19 protein-coding genes are annotated in these 19155 nt (G+C 54.6%); 8 read left to right on the top strand and 11 right to left on the bottom strand.

What is annotated here, in order from left to right; translation table 11 throughout:
• Positions 1-21 precede the first annotated feature (21 nt).
• The 6 genes from VFO10_RS04635 (at position 22) to rph (ending at position 7121) form a co-directional block, all read left to right on the top strand.
• Entirely contained in the window at positions 22-1020 is a 999-nt protein-coding gene (locus VFO10_RS04635) for an isocitrate/isopropylmalate dehydrogenase family protein (protein ID WP_325137547.1), read from the top strand.
• A gap of 219 nt (positions 1021-1239) precedes the next feature.
• A complete protein-coding gene (locus tag VFO10_RS04630) occupies positions 1240-1992 on the top strand; it encodes a Stp1/IreP family PP2C-type Ser/Thr phosphatase (protein WP_325137545.1) in 753 nt (250 codons plus the stop codon).
• 10 nt (positions 1993-2002) lie between these two features.
• On the top strand, positions 2003-2956 hold the full coding sequence (locus VFO10_RS04625) for a M23 family metallopeptidase (RefSeq protein WP_325137542.1): 954 nt from the start codon (positions 2003-2005) through the stop codon (positions 2954-2956).
• A 224-nt stretch (positions 2957-3180) separates the two neighbouring features.
• Positions 3181-5817 carry a preprotein translocase subunit SecA gene (gene secA, locus VFO10_RS04620; RefSeq protein WP_325137540.1) on the top strand — a complete coding sequence of 879 codons (2637 nt, stop codon included), beginning with the start codon at positions 3181-3183 and terminating at the stop codon, positions 5815-5817.
• Positions 5818-5852: 35 nt separating this feature from the next.
• Positions 5853-6269, top strand: coding sequence for a hypothetical protein (locus VFO10_RS04615; protein WP_325137538.1), 417 nt, complete (start codon positions 5853-5855; stop codon positions 6267-6269).
• Between the two features lie 105 nt (positions 6270-6374).
• Positions 6375-7121, top strand: a complete 747-nt coding sequence (gene rph, locus VFO10_RS04610; RefSeq protein WP_414697014.1) for a ribonuclease PH — start codon at positions 6375-6377, stop codon at positions 7119-7121.
• A gap of 345 nt (positions 7122-7466) precedes the next feature.
• On the opposite strand, the gene VFO10_RS04605 is transcribed toward rph, so the two are convergent.
• The 3 genes from VFO10_RS04605 to VFO10_RS04595 are packed head-to-tail and all read right to left on the bottom strand — an operon-like array spanning position 7467 to position 9549.
• Positions 7467-7859 (bottom strand): hypothetical protein, encoded by a 393-nt coding sequence (locus VFO10_RS04605; protein ID WP_325137534.1) that lies wholly within the window; start codon positions 7857-7859, stop codon positions 7467-7469.
• Positions 7860-7861: 2 nt separating this feature from the next.
• Positions 7862-8464, bottom strand: coding sequence for an FAD-dependent oxidoreductase (locus VFO10_RS04600; protein ID WP_325137532.1), 603 nt, complete (start codon positions 8462-8464; stop codon positions 7862-7864).
• 2 nt (positions 8465-8466) lie between these two features.
• On the bottom strand, positions 8467-9549 hold the full coding sequence (locus VFO10_RS04595; protein ID WP_325137530.1) for an STAS-like domain-containing protein: 1083 nt from the start codon (positions 9547-9549) through the stop codon (positions 8467-8469).
• 216 nt (positions 9550-9765) lie between these two features.
• Here VFO10_RS04595 and VFO10_RS04590 point away from each other — a divergent pair, with 216 nt between their 5' ends.
• Entirely contained in the window at positions 9766-10812 is a 1047-nt protein-coding gene (locus VFO10_RS04590) for a DUF2071 domain-containing protein (protein ID WP_325137528.1), read from the top strand.
• A 21-nt stretch (positions 10813-10833) separates the two neighbouring features.
• Entirely contained in the window at positions 10834-10962 is a 129-nt protein-coding gene (locus VFO10_RS04585; protein WP_325137526.1) for a hypothetical protein, read from the top strand.
• Here VFO10_RS04585 and VFO10_RS04580 read toward each other — a convergent pair.
• The 8 genes from VFO10_RS04580 to VFO10_RS04545 form a co-directional block, all read right to left on the bottom strand.
• Complete coding sequence (locus tag VFO10_RS04580; RefSeq protein WP_325137525.1) at positions 10937-11548, bottom strand: hypothetical protein; 612 nt, start codon at positions 11546-11548, stop codon at positions 10937-10939. The two genes, VFO10_RS04585 and VFO10_RS04580, sit on opposite strands and share 26 nt — an antisense overlap.
• Before the next feature lie 115 nt (positions 11549-11663).
• Positions 11664-11846: a DUF5522 domain-containing protein gene (locus VFO10_RS04575; RefSeq protein WP_325137524.1), complete on the bottom strand. Its 183-nt coding sequence runs from the start codon at positions 11844-11846 to the stop codon at positions 11664-11666.
• Between the two features lies 1 nt (position 11847).
• A complete protein-coding gene (gene purF / locus VFO10_RS04570; RefSeq protein ID WP_325137522.1) occupies positions 11848-13278 on the bottom strand; it encodes an amidophosphoribosyltransferase in 1431 nt (476 codons plus the stop codon).
• A 30-nt stretch (positions 13279-13308) separates the two neighbouring features.
• On the bottom strand, positions 13309-15588 hold the full coding sequence (gene purL / locus VFO10_RS04565) for a phosphoribosylformylglycinamidine synthase subunit PurL (RefSeq protein ID WP_325137520.1): 2280 nt from the start codon (positions 15586-15588) through the stop codon (positions 13309-13311).
• A 62-nt stretch (positions 15589-15650) separates the two neighbouring features.
• Positions 15651-16364, bottom strand: a complete 714-nt coding sequence (gene purQ / locus VFO10_RS04560) for a phosphoribosylformylglycinamidine synthase subunit PurQ (protein ID WP_325137518.1) — start codon at positions 16362-16364, stop codon at positions 15651-15653.
• Positions 16365-16367: 3 nt separating this feature from the next.
• Positions 16368-16604, bottom strand: a complete 237-nt coding sequence (purS, locus tag VFO10_RS04555; protein ID WP_325137517.1) for a phosphoribosylformylglycinamidine synthase subunit PurS — start codon at positions 16602-16604, stop codon at positions 16368-16370.
• Positions 16601-17365 (bottom strand): succinate dehydrogenase/fumarate reductase iron-sulfur subunit, encoded by a 765-nt coding sequence (locus VFO10_RS04550; protein WP_325137516.1) that lies wholly within the window; start codon positions 17363-17365, stop codon positions 16601-16603. Before VFO10_RS04550 ends, purS begins: the two co-directional genes overlap by 4 nt.
• Positions 17365-19155: fumarate reductase/succinate dehydrogenase flavoprotein subunit (locus VFO10_RS04545; protein ID WP_325137515.1), on the bottom strand; the 1791-nt coding region annotated here is incomplete at its 5' end. The genes VFO10_RS04545 and VFO10_RS04550, both read right to left, overlap by 1 nt.

Below are 19155 nucleotides of genomic sequence, written 5' to 3'. Positions count from 1 at the left end.
AATCTAGCGGAGAATAGCGATATGAAGACCATTACCCTTGTACCCGGCGACGGCATAGGACCCGAGATTTCTGAAAGCGTCAAACAGGTTTTCGAAGCCATCAAAGCTCCCGTGCGCTGGGAGCAGGTGGAATGCGGGCTGACCGCTTTTGAAAAGACCGGCAACCTGATGCCCCAGGAATTCATCGACAGCCTGAACCGGAACAAGGTCGCGATCAAAGGTCCCACCACCACACCGATCGGCGGCGGTCATCGCTCGATCAACGTCCAGATGCGGCAGATGTGGAACCTTTTCGCCAACGTCCGTCCTATCAAGAATTTCCCGGGCCTTCCCAGCCACTACACCGGCATCGATATGATCATCGTGCGCGAGAACTCGGAAGACCTTTATAAAGGCATCGAATACAAGATTTCTGAAGGCGTGGCCCAGGGCATCAAGCTCATCACCGCCGAGGCCTCGGAACGCATCGGTCGTCATGCCTTTGAACTGGCGCGCAAGCTGAAAAGAAAGCGCGTCCTGGTCGTTCATAAAGCCAACATCATGAAGTACACCGACGGACTCTTTCTGGACTCCATCACGAAGGTCGCGGCGAATTACCCTGATATCGAATATGGTGACATGATCGTCGATAACTGCTGTATGCAGATGGTGACAAAGCCCACCCAGTTCGATGTGATCGTGACGGAAAATCTTTACGGCGATATACTCTCGGATCTTGGAGCCGGCCTGATCGGTGGCCTGGGCCTCGCATCGGGTGCCAACATCGGTGATCATCATGCGATCTTTGAAGCGGTGCACGGTTCCGCACCGGATATCGCCGGTCAGGACAAGGCCAACCCCACGGCTCTGCTTTTGAGCGCGGCTTCCATGCTGGATTACATCGGGGAATTACCCTTGGGCGACAAGGTCCGCGATGCCATCACCCGCACGCTGGCCAATCCGGAAACCAGGACCAGCGATCTGGGTGGAAAACTCGGAACGCGGGCCTTTACCCAGGCGATCATCGGCAATCTTAAGTAGGCCTGAGCCCAAGCTTTCCAGCCCCGCGACATTCGTGGCTTCAGCCACTCTTTTTATCAGAAAGCCAGGCATGCTCTCCCGAGCGGCCTGGCTTAAAATTTACCGCAACTCTAATTTTTTCCTGTAAGTTCCCTCAACATCCTTCCACAATCGCCGATAGTCTGATCAGTACGATCGCGAAAGACCGTGCAGGGTTTAACCTGCCAGATCGGGAGTAACATGCAACGCAAGGTGCATGCCGTCGGACGCACCGACATCGGGCGCGTACGATCAACAAATCAGGACTCGATGCTCGTGGAAAACGAGTCGGGACTCTTTGTTGTCGCGGACGGCATGGGTGGTCATGCTGGTGGTGAGATTGCAAGCCGCATCTGCATCGAGCAGGTGAAGAGCGAAGTCGCCACGCGTATAGATCCGGAACTTGCCAAAAACGTGAAAAGCCATCCCGATCCCGCTCTCCTCAATGCCTTGGCCAACTCCATCAACTACGCATCCGCACGCATCTATGAACATTCGCTCGAAGATCCCAGCCTCCGGGGCATGGGAACGACGGCGACCGTGGTTAAAATAGTGGATGACTACGCGTACTGCGCGCATGTCGGCGACAGCCGTTTCTATCTCGTCCGCAGCGGCTTCATCTATCAGCTGACCTTTGATCACTCGCTGGTCAACGAACAGGTCCGCGCCGGTATCCTGACCCCGGAGGAAGCGGAAGTCCATCATCTGAAGAACGTGATCACGCGCAGCGTCGGCTACCAGGAAGAAGAGGATGTCGACACGCTCTGCGTTCACCTGGAGAAAGGTGATCTGCTCGTCCTTTGCAGCGACGGTCTTCACGGGAAGATCAATGACGCGGAGCTGTCTCAGATCGCCAACAAGCGCGGGACGGCGGCGGTGGCGGAACTCGTGGACCTTGCCAATGATCGCGGTGGAGAGGATAATATTACTTTGATCATGGCAGAAGTTCGCTGAAAGGAAAGAGATGGCTCTTCGTAAAATCACCATCGTCTTCATCCCCGAGAATGCGCGGCAATCCAAGCAAATCAAAATCCCGCGGGCCTTGGTGCGAGCCTTCTACGCCGGATCTTTCCTGGGCTCCATGCTGCTCGGTTATCTGATCTATGACTATACCCAGCTGCGCGGCCTGCGCGAATCCTATCAAAAGATCGCTGCCGAAAATCAGGGCCTTCGTGGCGAAGCGCAGCTTCTTCTGAGCAACCTCGAAGAAGTGAAGCGCTCTTTGCAACGTGTTCAGGATTACAGCGAAAAACTCGGTGAATTGACACAACTCAAAGTCAAACGCTTCAGCACGCGGACCGGCATTGGTCCCCTGACGCCTCAGGAATATCATCATGTCCGTCAGGAATCGGTGATTGATCCCCAGGATTCGCAGCATCTGCCGCTCGGCATCGACCTCGATCGCCTGATGTTCCGCACTGCTTTTGAGAAAATGAAAACTATCGGCAGCAATGCCAATCAGAATGCGCTCCGTCTGCAGAAGCTGCTCTCGACTCTGAGCCAGCAGCGTTCGCTTCTGGCCTCGGTGCCCTCCGTCACCCCGGTGGATGGGTGGATCACCTCAGGATTCGGGTCTCGCACCTCGCCTTTTACAGGCGATCGTGATGTGCACATGGGCCTCGACATTGCCGCACCTATTGGCACCCCGATCTATGCGCCCGCCGATGGCGTGGTGATTTTCTCGGGCGTGAAGGATGGCTTTGGAAATTTCATCATGATCGCGCATGGCTTCGGTGTAGTATCCCGCTACGGTCATAACGCCGAGAATCTCGTGCAGCCGGGACAGAAGATCAGTCGTGGCGAGCAGATAGCTACGGTGGGTATGTCAGGCCGCACAACAGGTCCCCATTGCCACTACGAAGTAATTTTAAACGGCAACGCCGTTGACCCGCGCAAATTTATCCTTAACTTGAACTAACGAATCGAGGCTGATCCATCACAGGGCCAGCAAGGCGGTGCTTTCGCAGACTGCGGAGGCGCGGGCCAGGGCTGGGCTTGGGCTCGGAAAAGCATTCCGCATTCGGCTTTTTGGGGTTATACTCTTCGACTTGTCTGGGCATTCTTGCGCAGTTCGCGGGATCATTTTTGTACGCAGAATGCAGTCAGGTCACACTTACAATTCATGCACAAGCGGATCATACCATGTTAAGTCTGGCTCGTAAGGTCTTCGGTACGAAAAACGATCGGGAAGTGAAGCGATACCAGGGTATCGTGCAACAGATCAACGCGCTTGAACCTTCCATGAAGGCCTTGAGTGATGACGCCTTGCGCGCCAAGACACAGGAATTCAAGGATCGCCTCGGCAAGGGAGAAACCCTCGATGCCCTGGCGCCTGAGGCTTTCGCTGTGGTGCGTGAAGCGGCGTTCCGGGTCCTGAACATGCGGCACTTCGATGTGCAGCTGGTCGGTGGCCTCGCTTTGCATGAAGGCCGCATCTCGGAGATGAAGACTGGTGAAGGTAAAACGCTGACAGCGACGGCGCCGGTTTATTTGAACGCGCTCGCCGGCAAAGGCGTTCACGTCGTGACAGTCAACGACTACCTCGCCTCCCGCGACTCCGCGCAAATGGGCAAGCTTTACGACTTCCTCGGCCTGACCACCGGTTTGATCGTGCATGGTCTGACCGATCAGCAGCGCCGCGACGCTTATTTCGCGGACGTGACCTACGGTACCAACAATGAATTCGGCTTCGATTACCTGCGCGATAACATGAAGACCGAACTCTCCCGCTTCGTGCAGCGCGAGCATAACTTCTGTATCGTCGATGAAGTCGACTCCATCCTGATCGACGAAGCCCGGACGCCGCTGATCATCTCCGGCCCTTCGGAGACCAATACCGGCCTTTACGTGAAGGTGAATGCCACGATTCCTGGTCTGCAGAAGGACAGCGATTACATCGTCGACGAGAAATCGCGGTCGATCTCGCTGACGGAAGACGGCATCAGCAAGCTGGAAAAACGCCTGAACGTCGATAACCTCTACGATCCGCACAACATCGAATATCTGCACCATGTGCAGCAGGCTTTGAAAGCGCACGTTATCTTCAAAAAAGACGTCGATTACGTGGTGCGCGACAACAAGGTCGTGATCGTCGACGAATTCACAGGTCGTCTGATGCCCGGCCGGCGCTATAGCGACGGTCTGCACGGTGCGCTGGAAGCCAAGGAACACCTTCAGGTCGAAAACGAGACCCAGGTCCTGGCCACCATCACCTTCCAGAACTTCTTCCGCCTCTATAAAAAACTCTCGGGCATGACCGGTACTGCGGATACGGAAGCGGTCGAATTCAAAAAGATCTATAACCTCGACGTAGTCGTGATCCCGACCAACCGCACGCTGATTCGTAAGGATGAGCAGGACGAGGTTTATCGGACTGCGCGTGAGAAGTTCGAGTTGATCGCCGATGAGATCGCGACCGCTCAGAAACGCGGCCAGCCCGTTCTCGTCGGTACGGTTTCCGTCGAGAAGTCCGAGCTTTTGTCGAGTCTTTTGCGCAAACGCAATATTCCGCATGAAATCCTGAACGCCAAGAACCACAGCCGTGAAGCGACGATCATCGCCAACGCGGGTCAACGCGGGAACGTTACGATTTCCACGAACATGGCCGGCCGCGGTACGGATATCGTGCTCGGCGAGGGTGTGCGGGAACTCGGTGGCCTTTATGTGATCGGTACCGAACGCCACGAATCGCGGCGTATTGATAACCAGCTCCGCGGTCGTTCCGGTCGTCAGGGTGACCCCGGCCGTACGAAGTTCTATCTTTCGCTGGAAGATGATCTGATGCGGATCTTCGCATCGGACCGACTCTCGGCTATCATGGGCCGCCTCGGCATGAAAGAAGGCGAAGCCATCGTTTCGCCTATGGTGACCCGGGCCATCGAGAAAGCCCAGCGCCGCGTGGAAGAGCAGAACTTCTCGTCGCGTAAGCACGTTCTGGAATATGACGACGTCATGAACCAGCAGCGTCAGGTGGTTTACGCGCGTCGCCGGAAGATTCTGGAAGGCGCGATCGATACGGCCTTCATGAGCGATGCGGTCCGCAGCGTCGCCGAAGGCATTCTGAGCAAGTATTCGCCGGAAACATCGGCAGCCAAAGAATGGGATATGGCCGCGGTGGCCAAGGAACTGCAGACTGAATTCCACATTGATTTCGATGTGGCGAAGCTGAATGCCGGGGAAACCTCGGTCACTGGCCTGATCGAACCCATCCATGATCAGGTGATGGCGGCTTATAACAGCAAGCGCGAGAAGGTCGGCGATGAGCTGATGAAACGCATCGAAGCTTACGTTTACCTGCAAATCATTGATCAGAGCTGGAAAGAGCATCTGCGTTCGATGGAAACCCTGCAGGATTCCGTGCGCCTCCGCGGTTACGGTCAACGCGATCCTTTGCAGGAGTATAAAAAAGAGGCCTTCAAGATGTTTGAAAGCCTTATGGTTCGGATCGAAGACGAGACCGTGCTGGCCCTGATCCGCATGCCGCCTCCTGAAATCCAATATGAAGACGCGCCCCAGGTTGCCGAGCCTGATGAATCCCAGCTGAACTTCGTGCATCCTGATGCCCACGCTGCGACTGCCAATGCCCAGGGCAATACCGGGGAGTTGGGTGATGGCGACGGCATGATTTATCACGGCAGTCGTGATACAAGCGCAGCTCGCAGTGCGGAAACTGTGCGCCGCGACCAGGAAAAAATCGGCCGCAACGACCCTTGCCCCTGTGGTTCGGGTCAGAAGTACAAAAAGTGTCACGGTCGTTTGAGCGGCGAAACTGGAGTATAATAGGCGAAGAACGATTCCTCCCATGAGGTGAACTCGTGCATCGCGTATTTGATTTTACTCCTGCTGACCATGAAGTCGTTGTATCCCGCATCCTCGTTCAGGTTCACCATGCCGTGGACGAGGCCTTTCCCCATGCGAAGCCTGCTTCGGCGCGTTTTGCGAAAACGGCCTTTGTGGGTTACGACGAGCCAACCCTGACCCAGCTGATTCCGAGTGAAGCCATCAAGGAAGCACTGGGCGAGGATATGCCCCGCGCTGTGAGCGGTGAATCGCCGCTCCGCGCACCCAAACCTCTTGAAGTATCCGATGAGCAGCCTATTTCGCAGGAGAACGAACTCCGGGATATGTCCTGGTGGCGATTGTCCGAGAATATGCCCATGAAACAAACAGTGATCGGTATTCTGGCCCTGATCCTGGTCGGGCTTCTGGCTTATCTTCTTCTGAGCGAGTGAGCAAATTTCCAGGCTTTTTCCCTCTGGAAAAGGTTCTTGCCTTTTCCAGCGTCCGTCCGCTAAGTAAAGTCCTTCCTGTGTCTCTTCTCATTCACACGATCATTGATGGAAAATATTATGTTGCGTCATGATGGTCGATCCTCGGATCAAATGCGTCCGCTTCGGATCACACCCAACTATACAAAAAATGCCACGGGCTCGGTTTTGATCGAGTACGGAGAAACCCGAGTGATCTGTACAGTCTGTGTGGAGGAGGGCATCCCTTCCTTTCTCAGAAATTCAAGCCCGGCCCAGGGCTGGCTGACGGCCGAGTACGGCATGCTGCCCGGCGCCACCGAGAGCCGCACCCGTCGTGAAAGACCGGCACCTTCAGGACGTTCGCAGGAGATTCAGCGGCTGATCGGTCGCTCCCTCCGCGGGGTGATCGACCTGACGAAATGTGCGGATCTGACCTTCAACATCGACTGTGATGTCATTCAGGCTGATGGTGGAACACGGACGGCGTCCATCACCGGGACCTATGTCGCTCTCAAGATCGCGGTGGACAAACTCCTCCGCAGTGGCCGTTTGCATGAAAATCCTCTGACTGATGCCGTTGCTGCGGTTTCCGTCGGCCTGCGGGACGGTGAGACCCTCGTGGACCTCGATTATCAGGAGGACAGCACCGCGGACCTCGATATGAATGTGGTGATGACCCAGAGCGGTCGTTTTCTGGAAATCCAGGGAACTGCTGAACGCGCCTCGTTCAGCCGGCATGATATCAATGCGATCCTCGACGCGGCTGATGCAGCCCTCAAACCTGTCTTCGAGCTTCTGCATGAGGCCGCTGACGGACATACGGTTGAGACCTAATCCCCATGCATTCCCGGCTCATGCGGCCGGGAGGGCTTCCCGCCGAAGTTTCCGTTCTTCAGTCTTCTGAAAGCCTTGCCAGAGAATGTGTTTACAGGATAAGTGCGGCATGTTTCACGTGGAACATCTGCGTGTCATACATTTGACGCGCTTAGGCAAGCCTATCCCATCCCAACTCAGTTAAAATAAGCATCCCAAAGCTTGTTGCGAAACTTATTGGTTGGATCAAGCTGTCTCTTGAGCTCGAAAAACTTCCGATGACCAGGATAGGCCTTCTGAAATTGCTCCGCTTTCGCGTGAATCTGGTAGGGCAAGTAATAGGACCCTCCGACCGTCAGGGCTTCATCAGTAGACGACAAAAGAAAAAGCTTCCTTCGGTGCCCAGGCCAACAGCGTGCCGGGATCGGGCAGCGCATGCCGTATCGAAACATTGATGACATTGACCGAATGCTTTTGAAAGATCCTCGCAAGGCTGGGAACAAAGGCATCGAATTGATCCACGGGGATAAAATATTCCTGAAGAACATAGGTGAAAACGAGGCGGGGCGTTACGGGTTCCAACTGCCCGACGTCGTAGCTTGCTTCATGGTTGCGCCAGACCACCAGCTCCTTGGATTTGACCAAGGGGTCCAGAACCTTTGACCTTAATTCAGCGCCGAAGGGTAATGAGGAAATGGCGGAAATGACGTTGGGCTCAAGCCAGTATTTCTGGTCACGGGGAATCAGTCTCGCATTCACGGTCAGCGGCTTGTCCGTTCTGACCCAGGTTTCAAGCCCGACCTCATCATACGCGGGTGGATAGAGATCCCCGTTGTGCAGGTATTCACGGTCGGCGAGGCCGTCACCTCATTACTATCCGCCCGTACGATTTTAATGGAGTCCACCGAACGAACCAGCGGTCCCTCGCCGATATACCGCCCATGGGCATTGACGCTCAGCGAGCCGCCGACGGTGAAGTTGGAATAGGTTTGCATGATCCGAATGGCGAGATTGTGCTTGTCGATTTCTTCCTGTATGTCGCGCCAGCGAATGCCGGCCTGAACTGTGATCGTGCGTTTTTCCGGATCGAGCTTGAGAATCCTGTTGAATGTCCGCATATCGATCTGCAGGGCGTTGTCCGTTGCTGTCTGACCGCCCATACTGAAGCGGCCTCCACCAATGGATATCGGACCTTTGGGATTTCGAACGGCACGTTTGATATCCACCTGGATGGGATTCAGTCTTGTGATGTCATTCACCACAGGACGAGCCTGACTCGCCCAGCTGTGGGAAAAGGCCATTAGGACGATGAGGCAGAAAAAAATGGAGAAGGCTGGCATCTGGCCCTTACGGAACGTGGTCATCTCTAGCCCCTTTGTACATGCGCGATCATTCGCTGTACGAACGCTGATGCATTTTTCACCTCGATCTCAATATTGGGATGAGCTGTCTTGAAAACACGGAAGACCTCGTCCGCAAATCCCTGACCTATCGACTCCACCCCCTTAAAATCCATGACTATGCTGGTAAAGTCTTCTGCTCCAGCCAGGATCTTTTTCGCTTCCGACCGGGAGGGTAGATGTCCTGGGGGAAGGTTTATTATATAGGGATTTGCAAGCCTGGGTGATTTTTGATCAAAGCTATAGTCATTCGTGTATTTTTCAAAGACATCCTGTGGAACTCTTTGATTGCTGATTTGCGTAGTCAGTCGCACGAGGCTTCCGGTTTGCCGAGGGCTAGCGCCGAAACTCCAATCGTCCTGCTCTGATGAGTATTGATATCTTAAAGAATTAGCTTCAATTTCAAAAAAATCAGCCATGCGCGCCGAGAAGAAAAGGCCTTCTCCTGCATGTCGGGTCGGGTCTGTTGTCCTTTTACCTTTTGCCAGCTCACCGATGGCTTCCCAATAGTCCTGGAGATGAAAGTAGGACTTTATGGAGTCAAATATTCCGCGGCCGTTGTCTTCAACTTCAAGGATTACACTTTCTCCGTTTTCGCTCGGATAAGCACGGACAAGAAACTGACTCGCCTGCGAGTGATCAATGACATTGTTCAAAATCTCGGTCAGGGCATACTGCTGCCTTGAATAGAGACCTTTGTTATGAGGTGCGAGGGACTGTATCCTTTCACTGATGTGACGTTTGAATATTTCATCTTCACCGAGTTTGGCAAGTTCTTGAACAGGCAGTAGAACGAGAGGCTCGACCGGAAGTGCTTCTGAGACGAAATAGATTCGGCCTTTGCCTTTGCCTTCAGCTCTCAGTATGCCCGAATCCAAAAGCCGATTGAGGCGGGCAAGAACTGCCTGGCGAGAAAGGCCAAGCTTTTCGGCAAGAAAGGCGGTCGGGTTCGTGCCTGGACTTTGCCTTAGCTTGTTTGTGATAACTTGATCGGTTTTCTGCACTGACTGAAGGTCCGTTCCCTTGGGCCGACCGGCTTTTTTTGACAAAATATCGCCCTCCAGGACCTCATATTATATTGTCCAATCGGAATTTATGACAAATTCTCAAGGAAAACTTAAGACTTTTTTTGTCACAAAAATCACTTATGACATATTTCACCTTGTTCCCGATTGAAATAATTTGTCGTAAATGTTTATGACAAATTATAAGCTGCTAGAGATAAAATGGGCCCTGTTCTAGTCTGGCTGAAGGAGACATTCTGCATGGCCCCACGCTATCATCAGCTCCCCTGTACGCCGACCCTTGTGTTTTACGACGGTGAATGTGCGACCTGCCATTTCGTGGTGAAGTTTTTACTGCGCCGCTCCCAGCGGGAACGCTTTCGCTTCATTGCCCTGCAAAGCGTTGCGGGTACGGAATTGGAAGCGACTATCCGTAAGAATTTGAAGCTTGATCTCACCAGCAGTCTGATCGTTTGGAAAAATGGAGAACTGTGGGCGCGGGCGGCGGCTGTGTCAGCGATTGTTTCTGAGCTGGGGTGGCCTTGGAAGTTTTTACTTCTGTTCAGGCTCTTGCCGCTTGGGCTTTGTGATTTCTTTTATGATCTTTATGCCTCAAGGCGTTATAAGATTGCGGGCCGGGCGCGGGATAAGGACATTTGCGCAGTTTTGCCTCGCGAGCAGCGGGCTTTGTTTCCTGCTGACTTATCTCTGGCGAGTCCTCTGTTTCAACCCAGACCTGAGGTGTTTCTGTCTGCACAGTGGCATCACCTGATTTTGGTAAACTTCGAAGTTCCGGCCCATATTCTTCAGGAGTTTCTGCCTTACGGCGTGGAAGTCGATAGCTGGAACAATCAAACGCTGGTGTCCCTCGTTGGATTTTCCTTTGCCGGCACAAGCGTCAAAGGCATGACGCTCCCCTGGGCTGCGGACTTTGAAGAAGTGAACCTTCGCTTCTATGTGAAGCGGCGCGTTCAGGAGCAGGGAGCCTGGGTGGAGCGCCGGGCTGTGGTTTTCGTACGGGAAATCGTGCCTTTCACGATCATCGCGGCAACTGCGAACCTTTTCTATGGCGAGCGCTACCGCAGTCTCACCATGAATCATGAAGCTCATCATCTCGAAAATCAAAAGAAGGTTGCCTACCATTGGGCCGATCAGAATGGGTCATGCTCTATCGAAGCCATGCTGAACGGTGAACCTAAACCTTTGGAGGAAGGCTCACTCGCTGAATTCATCACCGAACATTACTTTGGTTACGCAAAGAAAGGGCGGGAGGCATCCACGGAATACCAGGTGGAACATCCCCGCTGACGAGTGTGGGATGATGTGCAGGTGAAAATCCAGGGCAACTTCGCCCGCTTCTATCCCGATATTTTCCATCCCTATCTGGAAAAACCGCACTCCATGATGGTGGCTGAAGGCTCGCCTGTGCGCGTCATGCAAGGCCAGACGATTTCATAAGCCCTTCGATGTAGACCACAAACTTGGGGTTTCGATATTCCTGCAGATAGACATGCAGAATGTCACGATCCACGCGTTTCCAGCGAATGTCCCTTTTCAAATCAAAAGGAAAGGTGACGCCATGAAGATGAAAGTAGAACGTATCGAGAAGCGCCTTCTCAGGCGTCGCCCGATTGATGCCCTGAGCATGCTCAAAACCAAACATAAGATGCGATGCCACACCGAACTGTCTCACTCGCCAAGGTCGCGTCTCATGAATCCGCGTCTTCCCGGATTTGACGGCATCCAGCGTCTGCAAAGGATGCGCGGGAATGATCTGATGCTCAGCCAGCACCGTTCCAAAGCTCACGTAAGATTCCGAACAGATTTTTTGATTGAGCGTGGCAAGGTCCACATCGTCGCTGACGTAGACGCCCTTGATGAATCTTACGAGGAGTCCGGCTTCCTCCAGATCCGCGATCCGACGGTAAACAGCCGTCTTATGAGGCTCGGCCATGAGCTGAATGAGGTCGGAAATCAGAAAAACACCCCGGAGCGGTGTCGCAAACTGCTTGATCAACTGAATGTCATGAATGATGTTTTTCATAATGACAGTAAGTATACAAAATTGTGCATTTTGCGTCATTTTGAAAGAAATCGGCCCCAAAAAGGCCCGAAATACTATCTGTCTTTATGAAATTTGTAAGTTATTCAGGTATGTTTCAATCATCGGAGGGCCCGCCCTGCTTTTGCTCTTCAGGCCGGTAAGGACAATTCCGACAGCCGCTGCCGCAGCAGTACCCGCGCCGCAGATGATAGGCCGCCGTAAAAATCATATAACCCGTGATGGGGTCGATCGTATAATCGACCCCTTCCACGAGTTTGCTTGGAGGATTATCAGGCAAATCAAAACCCGGCTTTGAGTCCTGGGCCACCGGTTTTATCGGTCGGCTGAGGGGGAATCGGACGACAGGGATCCTCGGGATAGTCACCGTTGAAGCAACCGTAGCAATAATTGTTGCAGTTGTTCGATCCGAGCGCTTCACGCAGACCCTTGGTGCTCAAAAACGCGAGCGTATCAGCTCCAATGAAGTCACGAATCTCTTCGATATTGCGCTGGGCCGCCAGAAGCTGACTGCGCTCCGGCGTATCCACACCGAAATAACAGGAGTGCGTGATCGGCGGTGAACCCAGACGCATGTGAATCTCCTTCGCTCCCGCTTTACGGATCATGCGCAGGATCTTCACCGACGTTGTCCCGCGCACGAGACTGTCATCGACCACGATCACGCGCTTATCCCGCAGCGAAGACCCGACCGGATTCAGCTTCAGCTTCACACCAAAGTCACGAATCGACTGCGAAGGCTCGATGAAGGTACGGCCCACGTAGTGATTCCGCACCAGTCCCAGCTCCATCGGCAGGCCGGCTTCCGCAGCGTAACCCAGCGCCATCGGCACGCCCGAATCGGGGACGGCTATGACGACGTCCGCCTCGACATGAGCTTCACGCGCGAGGATGGCTCCCATTTTTTTGCGAAGATTATAGATCTCTTCACCAAAGATCTGCGAATCGGGTCGCGCAAAGTAAATGGGCTCAAACGAACAGAAGGCCTTCCGCGGACTCTGGATTGGAAAATAGGATTTGGCAAAACCATCCGGGAAAATCTCAACAATTTCACCCGGCGCAATCTCACGTTCAATATCGGCATCAATGAGTTCCAAAGCACAGGTTTCGCTGGCTACGACCACGGCGGATCCGCGACGGCCCATGACGAGAGGCCGGAATCCATAAGGGTCACGCAAAGCGAAGAGCCGATCCTTGGTCAAAAGCACAAGGGAGTAAGCCCCTTTTACTTTCTTCATCGCCTCGACAATACGATCCAGGAGCTGATCCTTTTCGCTGCGGGCGATCAGATGCATGAAGACTTCGGTATCCGAAGTCGATTGAAAGATACTGCCCTGAGCCTCCAGTTCCTGTCGCAGCTGATCAGCGTTGGTGAGGTTGCCGTTGTGGGCAATCGACACCGGGCCGAGCTGGGTCTTGAACGAGAAAGGCTGAATATTCTGCACCATGCGACTGCCGCCGCTGGTCGAATAGCGGTTGTGACCAATGCCGTTATTGCCATCGAGTTTGGTGAGGATGTCTTTGGTAAAGCCATCGCCAACAAGGCCAAAAGCCTTGTGGCCATTGAATTCACCGCGCCCATCCATGGTCACGATACCCGCTGCTTCCTGTCCGCGATGCTGCAGAGCGTAAAGCCCCAGATAAATCAGCTTCGCAGCCTCGGGATCGCCCATCACACCGACGACACCGCATTCTTCACGAAAGCCTGCCATAAACTTAGTTTCCTCTATGCAAACGGCTCTTCAAATATCCAGCGACGCTTCTGAAGAAATCTTCAGCTGCTGACGTCCTACGATCTGACCATCAAACTTGATATCTTGACCCGGAGCGGCTTTGGCCAGCTCCACGACTTCTGAATGTTGAAGAGTCCTGTTGAGCGCAGTCACATCCAAGGCGGATGCACTGGCCAGAATATAGGTCCCGCTGCTTTCGCCAAAATAGGTCGACATCGCTTCTGCGGGAGTGGGTTTTAACAATACATCCAATCCCAGGTTTTCGGAAGCAAGAGTCATTTTCGCGAGAGTTGTCAAAACACCACCCGCACCGACATCACGCGCGGCGTTGAGTTGATTTTTATTCATCAGCTCGCGAATCAGTCCCGCAGCCTCTTTTTCCTGCTGCCAGCTCACAGTGGGAACGCTTTCCGTGGTGCTCTCAAGACCAAGCACCTTCATGACCATGGCTCCACCGAAAACAGGCGTGGACGCTTTGGGCTTCAGAAGGTAAAGGGTCGCAGCCCCTTCCAGAACAGCCGGCAAGGCCTTGCGCACGTCCGCATGCTTGCCGATCATACCGATCATCGGCGTGGGAGCAATGCTCACACCATCAGTCTGGTTGTAAAGGCTGACGTTACCGCTGACGACCGGGGTATCAAGCTCGCGACAGGCGAGGCCAATACCGTCGATGCCAGCCACGATCTGGCCCATGATTTCCGGATCCTCAGGGTTTCCGTAGTTCAGACAGTCCGTGACAGCCAAGGGTTCGGCTCCGGTTGCAGCGATGGAGCGATAGCATTTCAGAACAGCATGCGCTGCGCCGAGCATCGGATCCTGCGAACAGTAGCGCTCGTTACAGGCCGCTGACACAGCCAGACCCAGGTGCGTTTCCTTGGGATTCGCCCAGTCTGAACGGATCCAGAGAAGGCCTGCGCCCTGCTCTTCCGGCCCCAGGATGGTCTTGGTGCCGATATGATGATCGTACTGACGATAGATCCGCTCCTTGTTGCCATCTTCCTGAATCATTTGCACAAGAAGATCCGTGGCTTTGATGCCCGCGAGCTTCTGGCGAAGGCTGGAATCCTGGCTGTAGCTGCGTTTGGGAAGATTATAAGGTCTTTCATAACGCGGCGCGCTATCGGCCAAAGGCGCGACGGGCACATCCACTTCAAGGATGCCGTTCTTCACGCACTGCATGCGGCCGGTATCCGTCACGACACCGATCACAGCGTAAGCGAGTTCCCATTTTTTCAGGCATTCCTGAAGATCAGGCCACTTCGCAGGTTCCACGCAGAGGAGCATGCGTTCCTGGGATTCGGACAGCAAAAGCTCATAGGCGCTCATGTTCTTCGCGCGTGTCGGGACGTAGTCGAGGTTCATATAAAGGCCGTTGCCAGCACGGTCTGCCATCTCGAAAGATGATGAGGTGAGGCCCGCGGCGCCCATGTCCTGAAGACCAACGACGAGGCCTTTTTCCAGGACTTCGAGAGTCGCTTCCAGAACCAGTTTTTCGGCAAAGGGGTCACCGACCTGAACAGTCGAACGTTCCCCGGATGCCTGGCTTGAGAAACTATCCGACGCCATCGAAGCGCCGTGGATGCCATCGCGTCCCGTGGCGGAGCCGACGTAGACGACAAGGTTATGCTGACCTGTGGCAAAGCCTTTGAAAATGCGGTCTTCATGAATCAGACCGACCGTCATGGCGTTGACCAGGATGTTGCCGTTATAAGTTTTATCAAAGGACACCGAACCCGCAACAGTCGGGACACCCACGCAGTTGCCGTAATCGCCGATGCCTTTCACCACATTGGCGAAAAGATAATGCGTCTTGGGATGACTCCTTTCGCCGAAGCGAAGCGAGTTGAGGTTCGCCACAGGCCGCGCGCCCATGCAGAAGACGTCGCGCAGGATCCCGCCCACGCCGGTCGCCGCGCCCTGATAGGGTTCGATGTAGCTCGGGTGGTTATGGCTTTCCATCTTGAAGGCTGCGCAGAGTTTTTCCGATAAACGCACGACGCCTGCGTTTTCACCCGGTCCAACCACCACGTTTTTGCCTTCGGTGGGCAGTTTTCTGAGGTGGACCTTGGAAGACTTATAGGAGCAGTGCTCGCTCCACATCGCCGAGAACACGCCGAGCTCGGCCAGAGTTGGGGCGCGGCCGACGATTTCACGCAGGGTCTTATATTCGGTATCGTTGATTTTGTGCTTTTTCAGAAGGGGTTTGAACGCCTCACCCTCTTCCGCGATCTGCTGTGCACGCGGATTCTTCGAGAGTTGAGCAAGCTGTTGGAGGAGTTCTTTCTGCATAACGTTTGGCTCCTAAAGGAACAAAAAAAGGCCCTGATCGGGCCCCATTTTCCATGACTCGTCTAAAGGACGGTCGCCAGGAAGGCTTCGAGTATGGGCTGCCCGTCGTTGCTGCCAAGCAGCGCATCGGACGCGCGCTCGGGATGCGGCATCATGCCCAGAATGCGGCCGTTTTCACTGACGATACCCGCGATATTCGCCACTGCGCCGTTGGGCGAGGTGGAATCATTCACGTTACCTTCAGCATCGGCGTATTGGAAAAGGATCTGACCCTTGTCCTGCAGCGCTTTCAGCTGATCCGCGGGAACGAAGAAGCGACCCTCGCCATGAGCGATGGGCACCTTATAGAGATTGCCCTGCAGACGCTGGTGATAGCCGCTGTTTCCAGCAGCCACTTTCAGGTATGCATACTGGCAAATGAAAGTCTGGCTGGCGTTCTTCAAAAGAGTGCCAGGCAGGAGTTGAGATTCTGTCAGGACCTGGAATCCGTTACAGATTCCAATGATCGGTCCGCCTTTGCCGGCAAAGGTCTTCACCGCACCCATGATCGGGCTGCAACTGGCCAAGGCACCGCCGCGCAGATAATCGCCATAGCTGAACCCGCCCGGAAGGATCACGCCGTCCAAAGCAGGAAGCTCGTGGGCTTCATGCCACACGAGCTGAATGTCGATATCGAAGAGACGTTTGAAGGCATCGACGCAGTCTGCGTCGCAGTTGGAGCCAGGGAATTGGATAAGACCGATGCGAGGTTGTCCGAGCTTACTCACACGAGTCATGGCTTAGATTTTCCTGCACTTGAAGGTTTCAGACACTGGGTTGGCCAGGTGCTCTGCAGCAAGCTTCTGCACCAGTTCCAGATTGCTGGCTTCGTCGCCATCCAGGTCCAGCAAAAAACGTTTGGAAACTTTAACAGCTTTCAGCTGCGTCGCTCCCAGACGTGCAAGAGTTTGTTGAATCGCACGGCCCTGGGTATCCAGGACCTCCTCCTTCAGCTCCACCACGACTTCGTAGATCATTCTTTTGCCACCGCTTTTTCATGGGTTAGGCTGGCCTTGAGGTAATCCCGATTCATCTGCGCGATAAATTTCACGCTGATGGATTTTGGACAGGCGGCTTCGCATTCGAAGTAGTTTGTACAATTACCAAAGCCTTCGGCATCCATCTGCTCGACCATGTTCAAAACACGTTGCATACGTTCGGGTTGGCCTTGAGGCAAATTCGCCAAATGTGAAACTTTCGCGGCGACAAATAGCATTGCTGAAGCATTCTTGCAAGCAGCAACACAGGCACCGCATGCAATACATTCCGCCGCGTCCATCGCCACATCTGCCTTCTCTTTAGGCACGGGAATGGCGTTGGCATCGGGAACGCCGCCTGTGTTCACGGATACGAAGCCGCCCGCCGCAATGATGCGATCGAACGCGCCACGGTTTACAACAAGATCCTTAAGTACGGGAAAACCCTTGGCTCTCCAGGGTTCGATATAGATCTTGTCGCCGTTTTTGAATTTCCGCATATGCAACTGGCAGGTAGTGGTGCCTTTTTGGCCGCCGTGCGCCTTACCGTTGATGACCATCGAACACGTGCCACAAATACCTTCGCGACAGTCATGGTCAAAGGCAATCGGGTCTTCACCCTTGCCCACCAGCTCTTCGTTGACCTGGTCCATCATCTCGAGGAAGGAACTGTCAGGCGAGACGTTTTTCGCCTGGTATTGCACCATCTTGCCGGTATCTTGCCCGTTTTTTTGCCGCCAGACGTGTAGTTCGAGATCCATTATTTGTAACTCCTCGTCGCGAGTTTGATGTTTTCATAGACCAAAGGTTCAACGTGCCGAACAGGCTGTGTGCCGCCGCCCTTGTACTCCCATACGGCCACATGCGCATAGTGTTCGTCATCACGCTTCGCTTCACCCTCTTCCGTTTGGTATTCCTCACGGAAGTGACCGCCGCAGGATTCTTCACGAGCCAAAGCATCCAGACACATCAGCTCGGCGTGTTCGATAAAGTCGGCAACGCGGCCGGCTTTTTCGAGTTCCTGGTTCAGCTCTTCGCCGGTGCCGGGCACCTTCAGGTTTTTCCAGAATTCATCGCGGATCTCGGCGATGCGTTTCAAAGCGAACTGCAGGCCTTCCTTGTTTCGCGCCATGCCGCACTTGTCCCACATCAGAAGACCAAGCTCCTTGTGGAAGGAATCGGCTGAGCGCTTGCCATTGATGGTCAGAAGACGCTTGATGTTCGCCTGGACATCGCTCACGACCTGCTTCGCTTCTGGACTATCGGCGGCGACTTTGTCGAATTTGTTGGAAGCGAAGTAATCGCCGATCGTCGCGGGCAGGACGAAGTAACCGTCGGCCAGACCTTGCATCAAAGCACTGGCGCCGAGGCGGTTGGCACCGTGATCCGAGAAGTTGGCTTCACCGAGGACATAGAGTCCAGGGATCGTGCTCATCAGGTTATAGTCCACCCACAGACCGCCCATCGTATAGTGAACAGCAGGATAGATACGCATCGGAACCTTATAGGGATCCTCGGCTGTGATCTTCTCATACATCGCAAAGAGGTTGCCGTAACGCTGACGAATGACGTCTTCGCTGTCGCGCTTGATGGCATCGCGGAAGTCGAGGTAGACGCCTTTGCCACCAGGACCAACGCCTTTGCCGGCATCACAGACTTCCTTCACGCTGCGCGACGAGATATCGCGCGGGGCGAGGTTGCCGAAGCTCGGGTACTTGCGCTCAAGGACGTAATCGCGCTCCTCTTCGGGAATCTCGTGAGGAGGACGGGTATCGCCTTGTTTTTTAGGGGCCCAAACGCGACCGTCGTTACGGAGGGATTCGGACATCAGCGTGAGTTTCGACTGATGATCGCCCGATACCGGAATACAGGTCGGGTGAATCTGGGTATAGCAGGGGTTGCCGAAACCGGCGCCGCGTTTCCACGCTCTGTGGGTGGCGGTGACGTTACAGCCTTTGGCGTTGGTCGAAAGATAAAAGACGTTGCCGTAACCGCCGGTGCAAAGCGCAACCGCTTCGCCCATCATGGTCGAGATCTTACCCGTGACCATATCCCGCACGACGATACCGCGCGCGCGGCCGCCGACCAGAACGAGGTCCAGCATTTCCGAGCGGGTATACATCTTCACGCGGCCGAGGCCGATTTGCCTTTCGAGGGACGCATAGGCGCCGAGCAGAAGCTGCTGCCCGGTCTGACCGCGAGCATAGAAGGTCCGCGAAACCTGGGCGCCACCGAAGGAGCGGTTATCAAGAAGCCCGCCGTACTCACGCGCGAAGGGCACGCCCTGCGCCACGCACTGGTCGATGATGTTCACGCTGATCTGGGCGAGGCGATACACATTGGCCTCGCGCGCGCGGAAGTCCCCGCCCTTCACGGTGTCGTAGAACAGGCGATAGATGCTGTCGCCGTCGTTCTTGTAGTTCTTCGCCGCGTTGATGCCGCCCTGCGCCGCGATGGAGTGCGCGCGGCGCGGCGAGTCCTGGAAGCAGAAGCAGGAGACGCTGTACCCCAGCTCGCTCAGGCTGGCCGCGGCCGACGCGCCCGCGAGGCC

The organism is Oligoflexus sp. (assembly GCF_035712445.1).
Taxonomy (GTDB): domain Bacteria; phylum Bdellovibrionota_B; class Oligoflexia; order Oligoflexales; family Oligoflexaceae; genus Oligoflexus.
The sequence above is the reverse complement of the archived record's forward strand: the minus strand, read 5'-3'. Positions and strand labels throughout refer to the sequence as shown.

Coding starts and splice junctions, on each gene's coding strand:
- purL (WP_325137520.1), bottom strand. CDS start 15,588: ATGCAGAAAGAACTCCTCCAACAGCTTGCTCAACTCTCGAAGAATCCG.
- purF (WP_325137522.1), bottom strand. CDS start 13,278: ATGGCAGGCTTTCGTGAAGAATGCGGTGTCGTCGGTGTGATGGGCGAT.
- VFO10_RS04600 (WP_325137532.1), bottom strand. CDS start 8,464: ATGACCACGTTCCGTAAGGGCCAGATGCCAGCCTTCTCCATTTTTTTC.
- VFO10_RS04625 (WP_325137542.1), top strand. CDS start 2,003: ATGGCTCTTCGTAAAATCACCATCGTCTTCATCCCCGAGAATGCGCGG.
- VFO10_RS04550 (WP_325137516.1), bottom strand. CDS start 17,365: ATGGATCTCGAACTACACGTCTGGCGGCAAAAAAACGGGCAAGATACC.
- rph (WP_414697014.1), top strand. CDS start 6,375: ATGGAAAATATTATGTTGCGTCATGATGGTCGATCCTCGGATCAAATG.
- purQ (WP_325137518.1), bottom strand. CDS start 16,364: ATGACTCGTGTGAGTAAGCTCGGACAACCTCGCATCGGTCTTATCCAA.
- secA (WP_325137540.1), top strand. CDS start 3,181: ATGTTAAGTCTGGCTCGTAAGGTCTTCGGTACGAAAAACGATCGGGAA.
- VFO10_RS04590 (WP_325137528.1), top strand. CDS start 9,766: ATGGCCCCACGCTATCATCAGCTCCCCTGTACGCCGACCCTTGTGTTT.
- VFO10_RS04630 (WP_325137545.1), top strand. CDS start 1,240: ATGCAACGCAAGGTGCATGCCGTCGGACGCACCGACATCGGGCGCGTA.
- VFO10_RS04635 (WP_325137547.1), top strand. CDS start 22: ATGAAGACCATTACCCTTGTACCCGGCGACGGCATAGGACCCGAGATT.
- VFO10_RS04580 (WP_325137525.1), bottom strand. CDS start 11,548: ATGAAAAACATCATTCATGACATTCAGTTGATCAAGCAGTTTGCGACA.
- purS (WP_325137517.1), bottom strand. CDS start 16,604: ATGATCTACGAAGTCGTGGTGGAGCTGAAGGAGGAGGTCCTGGATACC.